This is a genomic window from Oceanobacillus jeddahensis, assembly GCF_000750635.1.
Lineage (GTDB): Bacteria > Bacillota > Bacilli > Bacillales > Amphibacillaceae > Oceanobacillus > Oceanobacillus jeddahense.
In genome coordinates, this window is the sequence record NZ_CCDM010000003.1 from 356,807 (window position 1) to 373,097 (window position 16,291).

15 protein-coding genes and 1 other annotated feature are annotated in these 16,291 nt (G+C 36.7%); of the genes, 1 reads left to right on the forward strand and 14 read right to left on the reverse strand.

What is annotated here, in order from left to right:
- The first annotated feature begins 45 nt into the window (after window positions 1-45).
- Window positions 46-939, forward strand: a complete 894-nt coding sequence (gene gltC, locus BN986_RS15125; protein ID WP_040981572.1) for a glutamate biosynthesis transcriptional regulator GltC — start codon at window positions 46-48, stop codon at window positions 937-939.
- 143 nt (window positions 940-1,082) lie between these two features.
- Here the strand turns inward: gltC and BN986_RS15130 are convergent, their stop codons facing one another.
- From BN986_RS15130 to recD2, 14 genes are all read right to left on the reverse strand, one after another.
- The gene (locus BN986_RS15130) at window positions 1,083-1,583 is read right to left on the reverse strand and encodes an NUDIX domain-containing protein (protein WP_052400821.1); all 501 of its coding nucleotides are present in this window, start codon (window positions 1,581-1,583) and stop codon (window positions 1,083-1,085) included.
- Window positions 1,584-1,713: 130 nt separating this feature from the next.
- Window positions 1,714-2,403 (reverse strand): 5'-methylthioadenosine/S-adenosylhomocysteine nucleosidase, encoded by a 690-nt coding sequence (gene mtnN, locus BN986_RS15135; RefSeq protein WP_040981574.1) that lies wholly within the window; start codon window positions 2,401-2,403, stop codon window positions 1,714-1,716.
- A 30-nt stretch (window positions 2,404-2,433) separates the two neighbouring features.
- Window positions 2,434-3,141, reverse strand: coding sequence for a YrrS family protein (locus BN986_RS15140; RefSeq protein WP_244445014.1), 708 nt, complete (start codon window positions 3,139-3,141; stop codon window positions 2,434-2,436).
- Between the two features lie 451 nt (window positions 3,142-3,592).
- On the reverse strand, window positions 3,593-4,069 hold the full coding sequence (gene greA / locus BN986_RS15145; protein ID WP_040981578.1) for a transcription elongation factor GreA: 477 nt from the start codon (window positions 4,067-4,069) through the stop codon (window positions 3,593-3,595).
- 201 nt (window positions 4,070-4,270) lie between these two features.
- On the reverse strand, window positions 4,271-4,909 hold the full coding sequence (udk, locus tag BN986_RS15150) for a uridine kinase (protein ID WP_040981581.1): 639 nt from the start codon (window positions 4,907-4,909) through the stop codon (window positions 4,271-4,273).
- A 21-nt stretch (window positions 4,910-4,930) separates the two neighbouring features.
- The gene (locus BN986_RS15155) at window positions 4,931-5,569 is read right to left on the reverse strand and encodes an O-methyltransferase (protein WP_040981583.1); all 639 of its coding nucleotides are present in this window, start codon (window positions 5,567-5,569) and stop codon (window positions 4,931-4,933) included.
- Window positions 5,570-6,039: 470 nt separating this feature from the next.
- On the reverse strand, window positions 6,040-7,158 hold the full coding sequence (mltG, locus tag BN986_RS15160) for an endolytic transglycosylase MltG (RefSeq protein ID WP_040981586.1): 1,119 nt from the start codon (window positions 7,156-7,158) through the stop codon (window positions 6,040-6,042).
- 582 nt (window positions 7,159-7,740) lie between these two features.
- Window positions 7,741-8,013, reverse strand: coding sequence for a DUF1292 domain-containing protein (locus BN986_RS15165; protein WP_040981588.1), 273 nt, complete (start codon window positions 8,011-8,013; stop codon window positions 7,741-7,743).
- Window positions 8,013-8,438 carry a Holliday junction resolvase RuvX gene (gene ruvX / locus BN986_RS15170; RefSeq protein WP_040981591.1) on the reverse strand — a complete coding sequence of 142 codons (426 nt, stop codon included), beginning with the start codon at window positions 8,436-8,438 and terminating at the stop codon, window positions 8,013-8,015. Before ruvX ends, BN986_RS15165 begins: the two co-directional genes overlap by 1 nt.
- Window positions 8,435-8,704, reverse strand: coding sequence for an IreB family regulatory phosphoprotein (locus tag BN986_RS15175; RefSeq protein ID WP_040981593.1), 270 nt, complete (start codon window positions 8,702-8,704; stop codon window positions 8,435-8,437). Before BN986_RS15175 ends, ruvX begins: the two co-directional genes overlap by 4 nt.
- A 94-nt stretch (window positions 8,705-8,798) precedes the next feature.
- The gene (alaS, locus tag BN986_RS15180; RefSeq protein ID WP_040981595.1) at window positions 8,799-11,441 is read right to left on the reverse strand and encodes an alanine--tRNA ligase; all 2,643 of its coding nucleotides are present in this window, start codon (window positions 11,439-11,441) and stop codon (window positions 8,799-8,801) included.
- A gap of 54 nt (window positions 11,442-11,495) precedes the next feature.
- Window positions 11,496-11,701, reverse strand: a binding site (T-box leader).
- A gap of 266 nt (window positions 11,702-11,967) precedes the next feature.
- The gene (locus tag BN986_RS15185) at window positions 11,968-13,032 is read right to left on the reverse strand and encodes an AI-2E family transporter (protein WP_040981597.1); all 1,065 of its coding nucleotides are present in this window, start codon (window positions 13,030-13,032) and stop codon (window positions 11,968-11,970) included.
- Between the two features lie 47 nt (window positions 13,033-13,079).
- A complete protein-coding gene (locus BN986_RS15190) occupies window positions 13,080-13,268 on the reverse strand; it encodes a hypothetical protein (RefSeq protein WP_040981598.1) in 189 nt (62 codons plus the stop codon).
- 684 nt (window positions 13,269-13,952) lie between these two features.
- Window positions 13,953-16,289: an SF1B family DNA helicase RecD2 gene (gene recD2 / locus BN986_RS15195; RefSeq protein WP_040981601.1), complete on the reverse strand. Its 2,337-nt coding sequence runs from the start codon at window positions 16,287-16,289 to the stop codon at window positions 13,953-13,955.
- Window positions 16,290-16,291: the final 2 nt, after the last annotated feature.

Here is a 16,291-nt window from a genome sequence, read left to right on the forward strand (position 1 = left end):
TATAATAAACATAAGAATAATCTAATTTTGATATGAGGTGGAAATATGGAACTGCGTCAATTGAGATATTTTGTTGCTGTAGCAGAAAGAGAGCATGTATCTGAAGCAGCTTTTGAATTACATGTTGCTCAATCAGCTGTCAGTCGGCAAATTTCAAATTTAGAAAGTGAATTAGGAGTCCAACTTTTTGAAAGAGCGGGCAGAAATGTACATTTAACGCCCATCGGAAATATATTTTTAACGCATATAAAGTCGGCTTTAAAAGGAGTTGACTATGCAAAAAAGCAGGTAGATGAATATTTAGATCCAGAACGAGGGTCCATAAAAATCGGTTTTCCCACAAGCTTAGCGGGTAACCTATTACCAACCGTTTTATCAGCTTTTAAGAGAAGCTATCCAAACATCCGCTTTCAATTAAGACAGGGCTCTTATAATTTTTTAATTGAAGCTGTCAGAAATAGAGAAATTGATTTAGCATTTCTAGGTCCGGTTCCCGATAATCAACCGGATATTATTGGTAAGGTTCTGTTTATGGAAAATTTCTATGCGCTTATTCCCAGTTCTAATGCAATATCTACAAAAGAAATCATTTCGATAGCAGATTTAGAACATGAAAATTTTGTATTGTTTCCAGAAGGGTATGTACTTCATCAACTTGTTATTGATGCTTGTATCCGTTCAGGCTTCACACCAAATATCCAATCGCAGGGAGAAGATTTAGATGCTATTAAAGGACTTGTTGCGGCAGGAATGGGGATTACTTTACTTCCAGAAAGTGCCTTTAATGATTTAAACACAGCTTATAGTGCTAAAGTTGCTATTGATAATCCGCCTATTCAGCGAACAGTCGGCATCATTATTCCTAAAAATCGTAATCTGGCACCATCCCAGAAGGTTTTTTATCATTTTATTCAGGATTATTTTGAAATTGGGGATTAAAAAACCATAGAATATCAAATGAGAAATTTTGATATTCTATGGTTTTTACTGTCTTTTCCTAATCAATATAAGGATAACCATCTTCAAGTATAAAACGAAACTTCACTCAGCGGGAGTTTTACGGCCAGTTCTCCGTGATAAAGTTAATTATTCAATTTAAGCCAATCATCATTCCATTGAAAATACGCATCTGATACTTTTAAGTTATGAAACAGTACTTCCGGATATGGTAATGCTAATTCAGGTTTACTATAAACATTAAAAAATTTTAAGTCTGATGATTCTCCATCAATAGCTGTTAATTTACCAGAAATGATTTTACAATTAAATACAAATATATTATATTCTACTTGGTCTTTATTTGAATATGTAAATCGAAAATCTTCTCCTCCAAATATACCTATTAAATGAAGTGGCTTTACAAGTAAACCTGTTTCTTCAAAAACTTCCCGAATAACTGCTTTTGCGGGAGGCTCACCAAGTTCAATTGCACCAGCAGGCAAACTCCATTGTTCCTCTCCTTTAATATATTGAAAAAGTATTTCATTTTGGTCATTTTTAATAATTGCTGCAACACTCGGCATAAAAATTAAATCAGTTCCTATTTTTGCCCGTATATTTTTATAATAATCTGAAATAGGCATTTTTACCACTCCTTTTATTACTTTGGATGCATAAAAGTTTAATTCGTTTGGGTTTTACAAACGATTATTTGCAATAAAAAAGGTTTCTATCTAAAACAAATAGAAACCTTTTTATAAATTCTTTTATAACTTATAATCTTTGAACCATTTTTATAATCACATCCGCTGCATTCTTTGCTGCTTTTTCTAAGAATACATCAAATGAAATAGATGATTCTTTCCCAGCAATATCTGATAATGCACGAATAATAACAAATGGTGTTTTATACTGATAGCATACCTGTGCAATTGCAGCAGCTTCCATTTCTAAAGCAAGCATCTCCGGGAATCGTTCACGGACAACTGCTGTTTGATCCTTTCTTTGCATAAACGAATCACCTGTTGCGATAATACCAGTTTCTGCTTGGATGTCTGAGTCTAAAACTACCTTATCTGCTAATTCTACCAAATCTGGAGAGGGGTTATAGACTGCCGGCATTCCCGGGACTTGTCCATATACATAATTAAATGCTGTTGCATCGACATCATGATGTAATACCCCTGTAGAAATAACGACATCTCCTACCTCCAGGTTTTCAGCAAATCCTCCGGCAGACCCTGTGTTAATAATTTTATCAGGGTTGAATCGTTCATGTAAGATGGTTGTAGACATGGCTGCATTTACTTTACCAATACCAGACAGCAGGAGGACAACTTTTTTTCCTTCCAAATATCCTTGATAAAAATAAGTCTTCGCTACTTCGATTTCTTGCACATCTGTCATTCTTTGTTTCAGCAATTCAATTTCTTCATCCATTGCTCCAATAATCCCGATAGTCATTCTATTCCTCCATTACTGTCCTGCATCATTTTAATTCAATTCTTCTACTTGTGTCGGCTGCCAGCCTTCCCCGTCTACCCAATCCAGGAATACACGATAATTCTCTGTATTGCTTGAATCGGAAACAGTAGCAATTACTTTATCAGGTCCATTATTCCCAACCCAGTGCTCTATCATACCATCTTCACTTAAACCAGTAACCATGGAGACTGCTCTCTTAATTTCAACACGGTCCGCAGATCCATCGCTAAAATCTGTATTATGCTCGCCTTCCTGTTCTGTACCTATTGGGTCCCAGTCACCGGTATAAGCCTCAGCAACATCGTCATCTGAAGGTTCGGCAGACTCTCTATCCTCGTAAGAATTATCTTCTTCATTTTCATCCTCATCTTCGTTGGATGCATCTTCATCTGCGTCCTCGTCTTCCTCATCATCTTCTTCTCGATTAGCATCTTCATCTTCAGTTCCATTTTCACCTTCAGCATCTTCGTCATTTGAGTCCGGATCTGTTATTAGAAAGCCGTTATCGTCCTCTCCATTACCTTCACCATTATTATCCTCTGAAGTATTTTCCGAGGCATCCGATTCAGTGCCCTCCTCTGTTGTATCATCTCCGCCGCCAAATACCCATATCGCAAGAAAAATAACTAACACGATTCCTGCAGCAATGGATAAGATGGTAATTGCGTTTGTGTTTTTTCTTCTTTTTTCAAATTTATTTGATCTTGTTTGACTCACCGGAAAATCCCCCTCACTACACATTTTGTTTTTAACTCTTCTATCGAGTCTATCAATTATTTTCTATTTTAGCATAAATATACTGTTTGTCTCTCTTTTAAACCTAATATAATGGGTTAAGAAAACAAGACGAAGATACAGATAAAATGAAACTTTATTCAACGTGAGGTTTTTCGTCAACAAATGTTTCGATTCGAACCGATGCACTTATGCAGTAACAAGGTTGATACCTTCTTAGCTATAAAAAATTTGCTATGTAATACTTTTCGTACAGATTGTCTAATTTTTAACGTCCTTATTTAGAAAAAACGAAAACTTACAGCCTAATACAACTGTAAGTTTTCGTATTACTTAGATATACACACTATTTTTGTAACCTAACTCATGAGGTGTCACTCCAGCTCTCTCAAGCACAAAAAAGAAAAATCAATACGTAAACGCTTTCCAATTTTTATTCTACATTTGTTATTCGAACTTCAATGTCTCCAGCTGGTGTTGAAACAGAAACTTCTTTACCGATTTCTTGTCCCAATAAACTTTTTGCCATTGGAGAATCATTAGATATTTTCCCTTCAAATGGATCAGCTTCTGCACTACCTACGATTGTGTATGTTTCCTCATCACCGTCTGGCAATTCAACAAAAGTAACTGATTTTCCTAACGCAACAACATCTGGATTTTCATTATCATTCTCAATAATGACCGCATTACGAATCATATTCTCAACTTGTGTAATACGTTGTTCTACAAATGCCTGCTCATCTTTTGCAGCATCGTATTCGGAATTCTCGGATAGGTCTCCAAAATCACGGGCTACTTTTATTCTTTCAACGACCTCTTGACGGCGGTCCGTTTTTAAATAATGTAGTTCTTCCTCTAATTTGTCTTTCCCCTCTTGTGTCATGTAAAAGCTTTTTTCTGCAGCCATCTTTATACACTCCTTCTTATTTCTTTTCTATCTAGGAACAATAGCAGCTTTATTTTAGGTTAAATTTATTCTAAAAACAGCTGCATATTCCATGTATATAAATTAAATTATAAAAATCGACTATATAGCTTATGTGCTGACTCTTCAAAATATACTAACCAATACTATGGCAGATATTACCTAAAATATCAAGAAAAATAATTATTTAATTGAATTTTTTGCTAAGATATTTTCTATTTTAGATGCCATAATATCCACTGCAACATGGTTTTCCCCGCCTTCAGGAATAATTAAATCGGCATAACGCTTAGACGGCTCAATAAATTGCATATGAGCCGGCCGAACTACTTGAATATATTGGTCAATTACCGATTCTAATGTTCTGCCACGCTCTTTAATATCCCTTAACAGGCGTCGTATAATCCTTAAATCAGCATCCGTGTCAACAAATACCTTTATATCCATTAGGTCAACCAGATTTGCATCTTCTAAAATCAAAATTCCTTCGACTATAATTACTTCTTTTGGCTCAACATGAATCGTTTCACTGGAACGGTTGTGAACCTTGTAGTCGTAAACAGGTTTTTCAACAGATTTATATTCGATCAATTGTTTAAGGTGCTCTATTAATAGATTATTATCAAATGCAAACGGGTGATCATAATTTGTCTTCAACCTTTCCTCGAAAGGGAGATCCGACTGATCCTTGTAATATGCATCTTGTTCTATAACTAAAATCGATGTTTCTTTAAAACGGTCGCAGATAGATCTTGTCACTGAAGTTTTTCCACTACCACTCCCCCCTGCAACACCAATTACAATGGGTTTATTTTTTTCCATTCTACTATCTCCTTACATATTTCATCTTTTACAGCTAATGGAAACACCATCATCCACCGGTATAATAGATGTATGGTAATCTGGATGATTCATTAGCATTTCATTGTACGCTTTTAATTTTCGTACCAATGTTCTATATTTTTTGGGTACTTCTTCATTCGAATAGACCATCCCCCGAAATAATACATTATCCGTAATTAAAATGCCACCAGAAATGAGCATTTTATTTGCTAAGTCAAAATAAGATTGATATTGCCCCTTTGCAGCATCCATAAAAATCACATCAAATTGCTTCTCTTTGTTAGTCAGATCCTGCATTACTTCCGCAGCATCACCTAAGATAACTTCAATTTGATGATCACGTTTCTGTTCTTGGATATGGACAATTGCTTCGCGGCAGCGTTTCTCATCTTTCTCAATAGTAATGATATCAGCATCTTCTGCCCCTTCTAACATCCGTAATGCAGAGTAACCAATGGCCGTACCGATCTCTAAAATCTTTTTAGGTTGTTTCATCATTAGAATAAGATTAATCATATGCATACTGCTTCGGTGTACAATTGGTACCTGGTTTGTTTCAGCATTTTTTTCAAGCATGTTTACATATTCTGATGAAGCTGGTAGCAGGCTTTCCAAGTAACTTTCTAATTCTTTATCCATTTCACCATTTCCTTTTACTTTCAAACATTATATTATTCTCACGCAAGCTTATGGACTGTTAATAAAACGAAACTTCACTCAGTGGGAGTTTTTCGACGCACAACTCTTTACGATGGGACGAGTAATCGCAGTCCCAGTCCCAGGACGTCGCGAACTTAGTCTGCTTCCTTCATTTCCCACTGCGTTAGCCTAAGTAATTCAGGGAGGTGGCGTCCGTTATCTCCCTAAATAAATTTATTTTCACGCTTTATTTTGAGGCGGGAGTTTTACGGACGGTTCTCCGTGATAAACTGAATCACTAGCTTTTTCTTTGTTATATAGGACACTTTTTCAGAGTTGGAACTGTATTTACTCACTTTCACCTAAAACATTCGCAAAAATTTTGATGGTTTCTTGTTGTGTAAAAAAGAAAACGGAAAATGGAGAAACCCTCCATAAGTCCGTTTAAAAGTGTTATTTTTACACACACTTTAATTTATATATTCTTCTCGATTTTCAACATGCTCTTCAAACGTTTCAGAAAAGTGAATATTTCCATCTTCATCATGTAAGAAATAAAGATAATCTGATTCTTCCGGAGACAATACTGCGCGTAAAGAGTTTTCCGCAAAATTCGATATGGGGCCTATCGGCAATCCATCTACTACATATGTGTTGTACGGTGATTCTATTTCTAAATCTTCAAAGGTAACAACAGCTTGGTGTTCCCCTTTTGCATACAACACGGTAGGATCCGTCTGTAAAGCTATGCCTTCGTTCAAACGATTGTAAAATACACCCGCAATTTGCGATCGTTCTTCTTCATGAGCAGTTTCTTTCTCTACCACGGATGCAAATGTTATTGCCTCGTGTGGTGTAAAATCTTGTTCCGCAATCTCACCTTCATACTGTTGAAAAACAGAATTTGTTTGTTCAACCATACGATCTATTATTGATTCTATAGATGGTTCTTCCTCAAAAAATTCGTAAGTAGAAGCGAACATATAACCTTCTAATGGTGTACGAATATCCTCATCCAAGATATCCTCCGTTAACAAGTTAGGATACTTTTCCATTAATTTATCAATAAAGTCAGGGTCATTAGCAACCTCTAAGAAATCCTCTTTGGAAAAATCAAGTTGCTCACTATAAATTTCAGCAATTTGTTCTACAGTTAACCCTTCAGGAATTGTTATGGCATGAACGGCATCTACAATAATTCTTCCATGCTGTAATGATTCAATTACTTCATCCATACTCATTGCTGTATTAAACGTGTAATTTCCAGCTTGAAATTCATTCACGTTATTAAACTTTGTATAGAAACGGAATACACGCGCATCCTTTATAATTCCATTTTCTTCAAGTATCCCGGCTATGGTTGAACTAGAAGAACCGATTGGAATTTCCACTTCTATCGCTGTTGAATTTTCTTCATCAATAGGCTGCAACGCTGAGTTAATATATAAATAACCTGAAATCCCGCCAATTATTATGATAAGCGTAAAACATACAAGAATAATTGCTACAATCTTTCTCACTTTAGAAGCATCTTTTGCTCTTTGTATAAGATTTTTTTGGAATCCATTATGCTTGTCATCTTTTGACACTATGTAACCCCCTTTCATCCGCTTCATTATACTAAATTCATATAAAATTATCCAATATTCCTGTGATTTTGTTTCATACTTCTACATTTTGAACAAAAGTTTTTGTTTTTATTAGGAATTTTGAAGAAAAATATATTTTTAGTACGCATTGAAAGGTTTTCCAATTATGATGACAGGCAGGACTACGAATTATCGAGCATTTACTAAGGCTGCGCATACTCGTCCCATTAAAAGCGTTACTTCATGATATCCACCTATAAAACGAAACTTCACTCAATGGAAGTTTTTCGACGCACAACTCTTTACGATAGGACGAGTAATCGCAATGGTTTTCGATGGGACGAGTAATCGCAGTCCCAGCCCCAACCCCAGGACGTCGCAAACTTAGTCTGCTTCCTTCATTCTCCCACTGCGTTAGCCTAAGTGATTCAGGGAGTTAGCGTCCGTTATCTCCCGCCTAAATAAATTTATTTTCACGCTTTATTTTGAGGCGGAAGTTTTACGGACGGTTCTCCGTGATAAATTACATGGTAAAAGAAAGCTGATGCCACAAAATGTGAACATCAGCTTTCTTTTAAGTTTTTACTCTTCTTCTGCTAATGTGTTTAACATTTCTTCTACCATACTCCACTCTTCATCAGAATCAATTGGGTAAAGTGTAAAATCCTCATTTTCCTGCTCCTCGTAACGGAACGCGTACACCTCTACCTCTTCTTCCTCTGCTTGTTCAGCAGGTACGACAGCTATATAGGATTGTTCTGTTTCATCCACATCAAAGGTGAAAAGCACTTCAAAAAGATGCTCATCTCCATTTTCATCCGGAATGATAATTCGTTCTTTTTCTTCTAACGCCATTAAATAACGCCTCCTTTTGAATCAAGATAACCCTGTAAAATCATTGTAGCTGCCATCTTGTCAATAACTTTTTTTCTTTTCTTGCGACTGATGTCCGCTTCGAGAAGTACGCGTTCAGCTGCCATCGTGGTTAATCGCTCGTCCCATAACACGACAGGCAATTGATACTTTTCTTTTACATAATTTGCGTAGCGCTCTGATGCCTCGCCTCTTTCACCAATCGAACCGTTCATATTTTTAGGGAGTCCGATTACAACCAGAGATACTTCATTCTCTTCTATAATCTTCCTAAGTTCTTCATCAGCAGATTCCATTTCATTTTCATTCCAATAAATGGTTGTCAGCCCCTGGGCTGTCCACCCAAAAGCGTCGCTTATCGCAACGCCTATTGTTTTTGAACCGACGTCTAAACCTATCGCTTTCATGAATTCTCCTTATTCTGTTCTAGATAAAACTTTACAAGTTCTTCAATAACTTCATCCCGTTCAACTTTACGTATCATATTACGCGCATCATTATACCTAGGAATATAAGCAGGATCACCTGACAATAGATAACCGACAATTTGATTAATCGGATTATATCCTTTTTCCTGTAATGATTCATGAACAGTCATTAAAATCTTTTTAATATCCTGGTCAAATGGTTCTTCGGAAAAGTTGAATTTCATTGTTTTATCAATTGAACTCATAATGACACCCCGTCCTTCGTTAACCTTCTTCTTCTATTTTAACATGTTTATCTCTATCATTATACTTATTAACGAGAAAACATACAACCAAGGATTAAGCATTTGTCACGTCTGTTACATAAGTTAAAGCACTTTGTAATGCTTCTGTAATTTTATCTGGGTCTTTACCCCCAGCTTGTGCCATATCAGGGCGACCACCGCCCCCTCCGCCACAAATTGTAGCAGCTTGTTTCACCAAATTTCCAGCATGGAGATTTTGCTTTATCAGGTCTTTTGTTACTCCTGCAACAAGTTGCACTTTATTATTATTGACAGCTGCGAGGAGAATTACACCTGACTCTATTTTTTGTTTTAATTCATCCACCATGGAACGAAGTTGGTTCATATCTTTCACATCAACCTTTTGAGCTAGTACTTTTACATTATTTACCTCTTTTATTTCATCTAAGATAGAAGAAGCTTCTAGATTAGATAGTTTTGCTTGTAACGAATCCACAAGTTTTTGTGTTTCTTTTAATTCGGTTTGTAAAGCAGAAACTTTTTGAGGAACTTGCTCATCTTTTGCTTTTAATAATGTTCCTGATTGCTTCAACAATTCAATTTTGTTGTTTAAATACTCGTAAGCTTCTTTGCTTGTAACAGCTTCAATCCTTCTTGTACCTGCACCTATCCCGCTTTCTGAAACAATTTTAAATAAACCTATTTCTGCTGTATTGCTTACATGACATCCTCCACATAATTCAATACTGTAATCGCTGATTTGAACAACACGGACAACGTCCCCATATTTTTCGCCAAATAATGCCATTGCCCCGATAGCTTTTGCTTCTTCAATTCCTTTGGACTCAATGAAGACTGGTAGTGAAGCCCATATTTTTTGATTCACAATTTTTTCGATTTCTTCCAGTTCTTCCTCTGTAACACTACTGAAATGTGAAAAATCAAAGCGGAGACGATTTGTCTCATTCAATGAACCTGCCTGATTAACATGAGATCCCAGTACATCTTTTAATGCCTGATGCAGTAAATGGGTTGCAGTATGATTTTTAATAACATCATTACGAAACGCTCGGTCAACGACAGCTCTTACTTCCTCAGAAACCCGCAGCACACCTTCTTCAACTTTCACACGGTGTATATGCTGACCATTTGGCGATTTTTGTACATCCATAACCACTGCATGTGCTTCATCTGTTTGAATAGCACCAATATCAGCAACTTGTCCGCCACTCTCAGCATAAAAAGGAGTTTCTTTCAATAAAATATATGCTTCTTGCCCAGCTTCTACTAATTCTGTTATTTCTTTATCTTGAATAATTGTTTGAATAACAGTTTCTTTTTCCAAGGTAGAATACCCTACAAATTCACTTTCAACGTTAATCGTTGAAAATATCGTATCTTGAACTTGCATAGAATCCACTTTTTGACGAGCATTTCTCGCTCTTTCACGCTGGAGCTTCATCTCATTTTCAAAACCTTCTTGATTTACGGTAAACCCAAGTTTCTCTACGTATTCTTCTGTTAATTCCTTTGGAAATCCATACGTATCGTATAAACGGAATACTTCTTCTCCTGGAAATACACTACTTCCTTTTTCCTTTTCTGTCTCAATGAGCTTGGTTAAGATTTCTAGACCATCATTTAATGTTTCATGGAAACGCTCTTCTTCTACTTTAATCATTTTTTGAATGTAGTCTGTTTCCGTCACAACTTCTGGATAGAAGTCCTTCATTATTTCAGCTACTACCGGAACAAGACGGTACATAAACGCTTCGTGGATGTTAATATCCTTTGCAAAACGGATAGCACGACGGAGCAGTCTCCGCAGAACATAGCCACGTCCTTCATTAGACGGCATAGCTCCATCACCTATTGCAAAACTAACTGTACGGATATGATCAGCAATAACTTTAAATGCTGTATCAGCTGTATTATCTTCTCCATACTTTCTATCTGCAATCATTTCCGTTGCCTGGATAATCGGCATAAATAAATCTGTTTCATAGTTAGTAGGCACTTCTTGGATAATAGAAGTTAGCCGTTCTAACCCCATTCCTGTATCAATGTTTTTCTTTGGAAGAGGCGTATACGTATCATCTGGATTATGATTAAATTGCGAAAATACCAAATTCCAAACCTCTAAATACCTGCTATTTTCGCCTCCAGGATAAAGTTCTGGATCAGCTGGATCATCTCCATAACTTTCTCCTCTATCATAAAAAATTTCAGTATTTGGTCCACTTGGCCCTTCGCCAATATCCCAGAAATTTTCTTCTAATCGAATAATACGTTCTTTGGGCAAACCAATGTTTTCTAACCAGAGATCATACGCTTCATCATCTTCCGGATGGACAGTAACAGATAATTTTTCCGAGTCAAAACCAATCCATTTCTCATCGGTCAGAAATTCCCACGCCCATTCAATGGCTTCTTTCTTAAAATAATCACCGATCGAGAAGTTTCCTAACATCTCAAAAAAAGTATGGTGGCGTGCTGTAAAACCAACATTTTCAATGTCATTTGTACGAATTGCTTTTTGGGCATTCACAATTCTGGGGTTGTCTGGAATAATACGGCCATCAAAATACTTTTTTAATGTTGCCACCCCACTATTAATCCATAGAAGGGTAGGATCTTCGTGCGGTACTAAAGAAGCACTTGGCTCCACCTGATGTCCTTTCTCTTTAAAAAAATCAATAAACATTTGTCGTATTTCTGCGGAACTTAAAGATTTCATTATATATTTCCCTCCTTTTATATACCAAAACAAAAAATCTCCTCACTGCATTATTGCAGGGACGAGATTTCGCGGTACCACCCTTATTATGAACACCATATATGTTCATCACTTTCCTCATTATAACGGTATGATACCGACGGGGATTAGCCGTACTCCGGTGTAGCTTTCCATAACAGTTTAATTAGGAGTCCTTTCAGCCACGGGAATCCCTCTCTTGAAATTTCATGTCATGTACTTAGCACCTTCAACGTGATTTGCATGGTTGAAAATGAAAGATTTTAATCATTTTCTACTGTTTGTTTGATTATAGCGTAATTATAGTGATTTTTCCGTTGTATGTCAATTTTTCTAATTTGAAAGGATATAAATAAATGGAAACTTCATCTAATTGAGGTTTCTTTGCTCTTCAAACTAAACGAGATTCTCCATTTACTACGTTGCTATAACATCATTGATTGAACCCATCATACTTTTGTGTAATATTATTGCGGAAATCTAGCTACTAATTAAATATCTATTTTAATTAGCCTGATTTTGAAATTTGATATTGTTGAATCAGTACTTTCAACATGGTAAAAACAGGAACAGACAGAATCATGCCTATTACGCCAGCTAACTGTCCGCCTAATAACAAAGCAAAGATGATTCCGATTGGGTGAATTTTTACTGTTTTCCCCATGATATACGGTGACAACAAATTGCTTTCAATCAATTGAATTACAAAAATAATTATGATAACGAATAGTGCTTTTTGCGGCTCTGTCATATAGGCTACTGTTACAACTGGTACGGCACCAATTATAGGGCCGAAATAAGGAATGACGTTAACAATTGCCAGAATAATTCCAAGCAGTAAAGCGTATGGTAAATCCAACCACATCCAGCATAGAGTAGAAATAATACCAACTGCCACACTGATGATGAACTGTCCGCGAATATAACCTCCAAGCCCTTTGCTCATTTCTCTGCAGATACTTCCTGTCTCATCCCGATACTTATCCGGAATAAAACGAAAAAAAAATGATTTAATAAACGGATAATCCTTTAAAAAATAAAATACGAGAACCGGGATAATGGTTAACAATATAACAGCATCCATCATGCCGTTAAAGCCGCCGATGATTCTTCCGGAAAAGTTATTCATCGTATCTTCTAAAGATTGAATAAATATATCCATTCGATCATGCACGGACTCTGGCAAGAAAGAAGTAGATGTATATATTTTACTTAAACCATTTTGATACAACGCAATAAATTCAGGAAAATGATGGCTCATTTCCTTTACTTGTTGAACAATTAACGGATAAGCGCGATATATCGCGTAACCGGCTCCTCCAAAAAAAATCAAATAAATAATTAATACTGCTATGCCCCGATGAATTCGATATCGATGCAGCCATTCGATTAATGGATGCAGCAAAAAAGCCACAATTCCTGCAATCAAAAAAGGAAGTATTAGTTTGCCTATAAAGGAAAAAAATGCTGCATAATACGGTTTGGTAACAGCTAAAAAATATAAAAGAATAAAGGAAAGTATGGCAATCAGCAGGCAATAGATGATTTGTTTTGCATTTATTTTTTTCCACATACATTATCACTCCCAGTCCATGGTAGTGTAACCAACAGACTGGGAGTTTATAATAACCTTCTCTCTTCTTTTGAAAATAAATCATCTAATGAACTGAGCGTCCCGTCTGCTTCTATCTGATGGATGTGTAACTCTTTTCCTGCCACGGTTAATTCAATTGAACACACCCAGCAATAATAGCTTGTAGGACTTAATTTCCCAATTTGTTTTTCTCGACAATTTGGACATGCTAACATACTTCTTCATCCTTTTTTCTGCTTTTATCAGTCCAAGTATTGCCCTGAATAAGATAATTTATACATGTGAAAAAAGCTTAATAAGAAGCAGTAAATCAATGAATGTATTTCTACTAAAACTATCTAACTCAACTATCGCACTTAAGAATAAGCATATATATCTTGCTGTTTCAGGGTGAACCTGTTCTTCATTACCATGCTTGCTTTTTAGTTACATATCCGGCCATTTTGGAATTGGTGATTGTGCATAGCTCCGCTCCGGAAAAACACTACGCTTTCCATGGACTTGAGCTCAGCCTCCTTTAAAGAAGACTTGCTGATTGGCAAGCCGTCAGGCGCAGACAGAAGTAAAGTCGCACTTATGCCCGCGGGTAGAAAAAAGAAGTTCACTTTTTTCTGCGGGGCTGCCCACTGGGACTGCGGTTACTCGCCCCATCAAAAACCGTTGTACGTCGGAAAGTAAAACAGTCCGCCGCAGCGGCAACTTTACACCTTACCTTCTATTCTTTGTCAAGGAAGTTATCAAATAAACAATCCACTCCTGTGTCTCTGGAAATGAAGTTTCTTTTTAAGCTGCGAAAGTTGAGTATCTAAATCGTGGATAAACATAAAAACCCGACACAACTTGTAAAAAGTAAGTTGTGTCGGGTTTTAGATGGGACTGCGTTTAACAATGTTGTCAGGTTAATCCATAAAATCATAGGGAGATAATTCTTCCTCTGGTATATCCTCTACCGTCTCATATTCTTTTTTCTCTGCTTTTTGATTGGCTAATTGAATATTCAGCATTTCCTGCAATGAGGTGTACCTCCGGTTCGTGTCTTCGGTTTGGACTCCTTTAATAAATGCTTCTTTTTCACCGCAAATAATCAGCGATTCCTTTCCTCTTGTAATTGCCGTATATAGGAGGTTTTTTCGCAGCATGCGATGATGGGAATAGACAACCGGCAGAATAACAATTGGAAATTCGCTTCCTTGTGATTTATGAATGGAAATACAGAATGCATGTGTGAAGTTATTATAATCTTTTCGAATAAAGACAACTTCTTTATCTTCAAAAGCTATTACAATTTGTTCCTCATTTTCGACATTTTCCTCAGCCTTAAAAATAGCAACTATTTCTCCAATATCTCCATTAAATATCCCGTCCTCCGGTTGATTAATTAATTGAATCACACGGTCCCCGATGCGATAAACAACATCGTGAAAAGCAATCTCCCGTTTCTTTTCACCAGGAGGATTAATTAATTGCTGCAACGATTCATTAATCGCATGAATTCCTGCTTGCGAACGATACATGGGGGATAGGACCTGGATAGAAGATGGATCAATTCCTTTTTTTTGCGCCTTATCAATAATCGATGTCAATACGTTGACCATCTGATAATCATGGCAGGAAATAAAACTGAAATCACGTGCATTCTCCAACGCATTTTTATCACAATTCGTATTTTTAATTTGATGGGCAAGCTGAATAATTTTAGAGCCTTCTTTTTGACGATATACATCTGTTAAAGAGATAACTGGCAACACGTCACTTTTCATCAGATCGGTTAAAACTTGACCCGGGCCCACCGATGGAAGCTGATCTTCATCTCCAACCAGGATAACCTGCATGGTATCCGGAATAGCTTTAAATAAATGGTTTGCTAACCATGTATCTACCATAGAAAATTCATCAACAATCAGCAGCTTTCCGGATAAAGGTTCGTGCTCATCTTTTTCAAAGCTGCCCATTCCATTCCAGCCAAGTAATCGGTGAATTGTAACTGCCGGCAAACCAGTAGATTCGGACATTCTTTTTGCAGCACGTCCGGTAGGGGCTGTTAGAATAAACGGGAAGCTATCTTTTTTCTGATAATCCGATAGATTTAAAGAAAGCTCATGAATTTTGGCAAATGCTTGGATAATTCCCGTGATCACTGTCGTTTTACCAGTCCCTGGACCACCCGTTAAAATCATAATTTTCGAGTGGATCGCTTGAACGATAGCATCAAATTGCTCTTTTCCATAGCTTAATGACTCTTCTTCCTCAATATCACCCGTTATTTTCAAAAGCTCCGACAAAGGCACTTCATCCTCTATCGGTTTCGTAAGGATTTTTTTTAAGCTAGCCGTAAAATTATCCTCCGCATAATATAATGAAGGTAAATAAACACGTTCTTCCATAACAATGACCTGTTTCTTTGTATTCAATTGCATAATAACTTCGGAAACAGTGTTCTGATCAGGATTAGGAAGACGCAGTAAATGAACAACCTCTTCCATACATTTTTCAAACGGAAGATAAACATGTCCTGCCTGAATACTTTGTTGAAGGATATAAATAACTCCTGCACCAATCCGGCTTTCATGGGTATGCGAAATACCTTGCCCAGAGGCTATTTGATCTGCCATTTTAAATCCAAAACCTTCAATATCAAAAACATATTGATATGGATCCTTCTCCAGAACCTCTAATGCTTCATCGCGATAGGTCTGGTAAATAACCTGAGCCATTTTTAGTCCAATTCCATATTCTGATAATTTAACTGCAACGCGTTCAAACCCTTGATTTTCTCTGAGCCGCTCAGCCAGTTTCTTACCAGTTTCTTTTGATACGCCAGAAACGTTGTCTAAAACAGATGGATTATCAATAATTTTCGAAACTGCGCTTTCTCCTAACGCTTCAACAATTTTTAAGGCACTTTTTTTGCCGACTCCATAAAATAAATCACTGGACAGGTATTGAACAAGACCATCCTTTGTTGTTGGCAATATTGTCTCATAGGATTGTACTTTTAATTGTGAACCATAGCGGGGATGCTTTTCCATTGATCCATAAAAACAATAGGCAGTCTGATCTTGTAATTGATCAAAATACCCTTTCACAATGATTTCTTTATCTTCATAATCAAGGTTTGTTTTTGTGATTTTAATTCGGACGATAGAGAAATGCTCTGCCTCATTACGAAAAATGGTATTTATGATAGTTCCCGTTACAAAAGGCAGTGCTTCCTTTGTTTCTATCTGGTTTCCCATGC

What these genes read in the sequence shown, in the direction of transcription:
- gltC (WP_040981572.1), top strand. Translation starts at nt 46, where the DNA reads ATGGAACTGCGTCAATTGAGATATTTTGTTGCTGTAGCAGAAAGAGAG.
- BN986_RS15130 (WP_052400821.1), bottom strand. Translation starts at nt 1,583, where the DNA reads ATGCCTATTTCAGATTATTATAAAAATATACGGGCAAAAATAGGAACT.
- mtnN (WP_040981574.1), bottom strand. Translation starts at nt 2,403, where the DNA reads ATGACTATCGGGATTATTGGAGCAATGGATGAAGAAATTGAATTGCTG.
- greA (WP_040981578.1), bottom strand. Translation starts at nt 4,069, where the DNA reads ATGGCTGCAGAAAAAAGCTTTTACATGACACAAGAGGGGAAAGACAAA.
- udk (WP_040981581.1), bottom strand. Translation starts at nt 4,909, where the DNA reads ATGGAAAAAAATAAACCCATTGTAATTGGTGTTGCAGGGGGGAGTGGT.
- BN986_RS15155 (WP_040981583.1), bottom strand. Translation starts at nt 5,569, where the DNA reads ATGGATAAAGAATTAGAAAGTTACTTGGAAAGCCTGCTACCAGCTTCA.
- BN986_RS15165 (WP_040981588.1), bottom strand. Translation starts at nt 8,013, where the DNA reads ATGGCGTTAGAAGAAAAAGAACGAATTATCATTCCGGATGAAAATGGA.
- ruvX (WP_040981591.1), bottom strand. Translation starts at nt 8,438, where the DNA reads ATGAAAGCGATAGGTTTAGACGTCGGTTCAAAAACAATAGGCGTTGCG.
- BN986_RS15175 (WP_040981593.1), bottom strand. Translation starts at nt 8,704, where the DNA reads ATGAGTTCAATTGATAAAACAATGAAATTCAACTTTTCCGAAGAACCA.
- alaS (WP_040981595.1), bottom strand. Translation starts at nt 11,441, where the DNA reads ATGAAATCTTTAAGTTCCGCAGAAATACGACAAATGTTTATTGATTTT.
- BN986_RS15185 (WP_040981597.1), bottom strand. Translation starts at nt 13,032, where the DNA reads ATGTGGAAAAAAATAAATGCAAAACAAATCATCTATTGCCTGCTGATT.
- BN986_RS15190 (WP_040981598.1), bottom strand. Translation starts at nt 13,268, where the DNA reads ATGTTAGCATGTCCAAATTGTCGAGAAAAACAAATTGGGAAATTAAGT.
- recD2 (WP_040981601.1), bottom strand. Translation starts at nt 16,289, where the DNA reads ATGGGAAACCAGATAGAAACAAAGGAAGCACTGCCTTTTGTAACGGGA.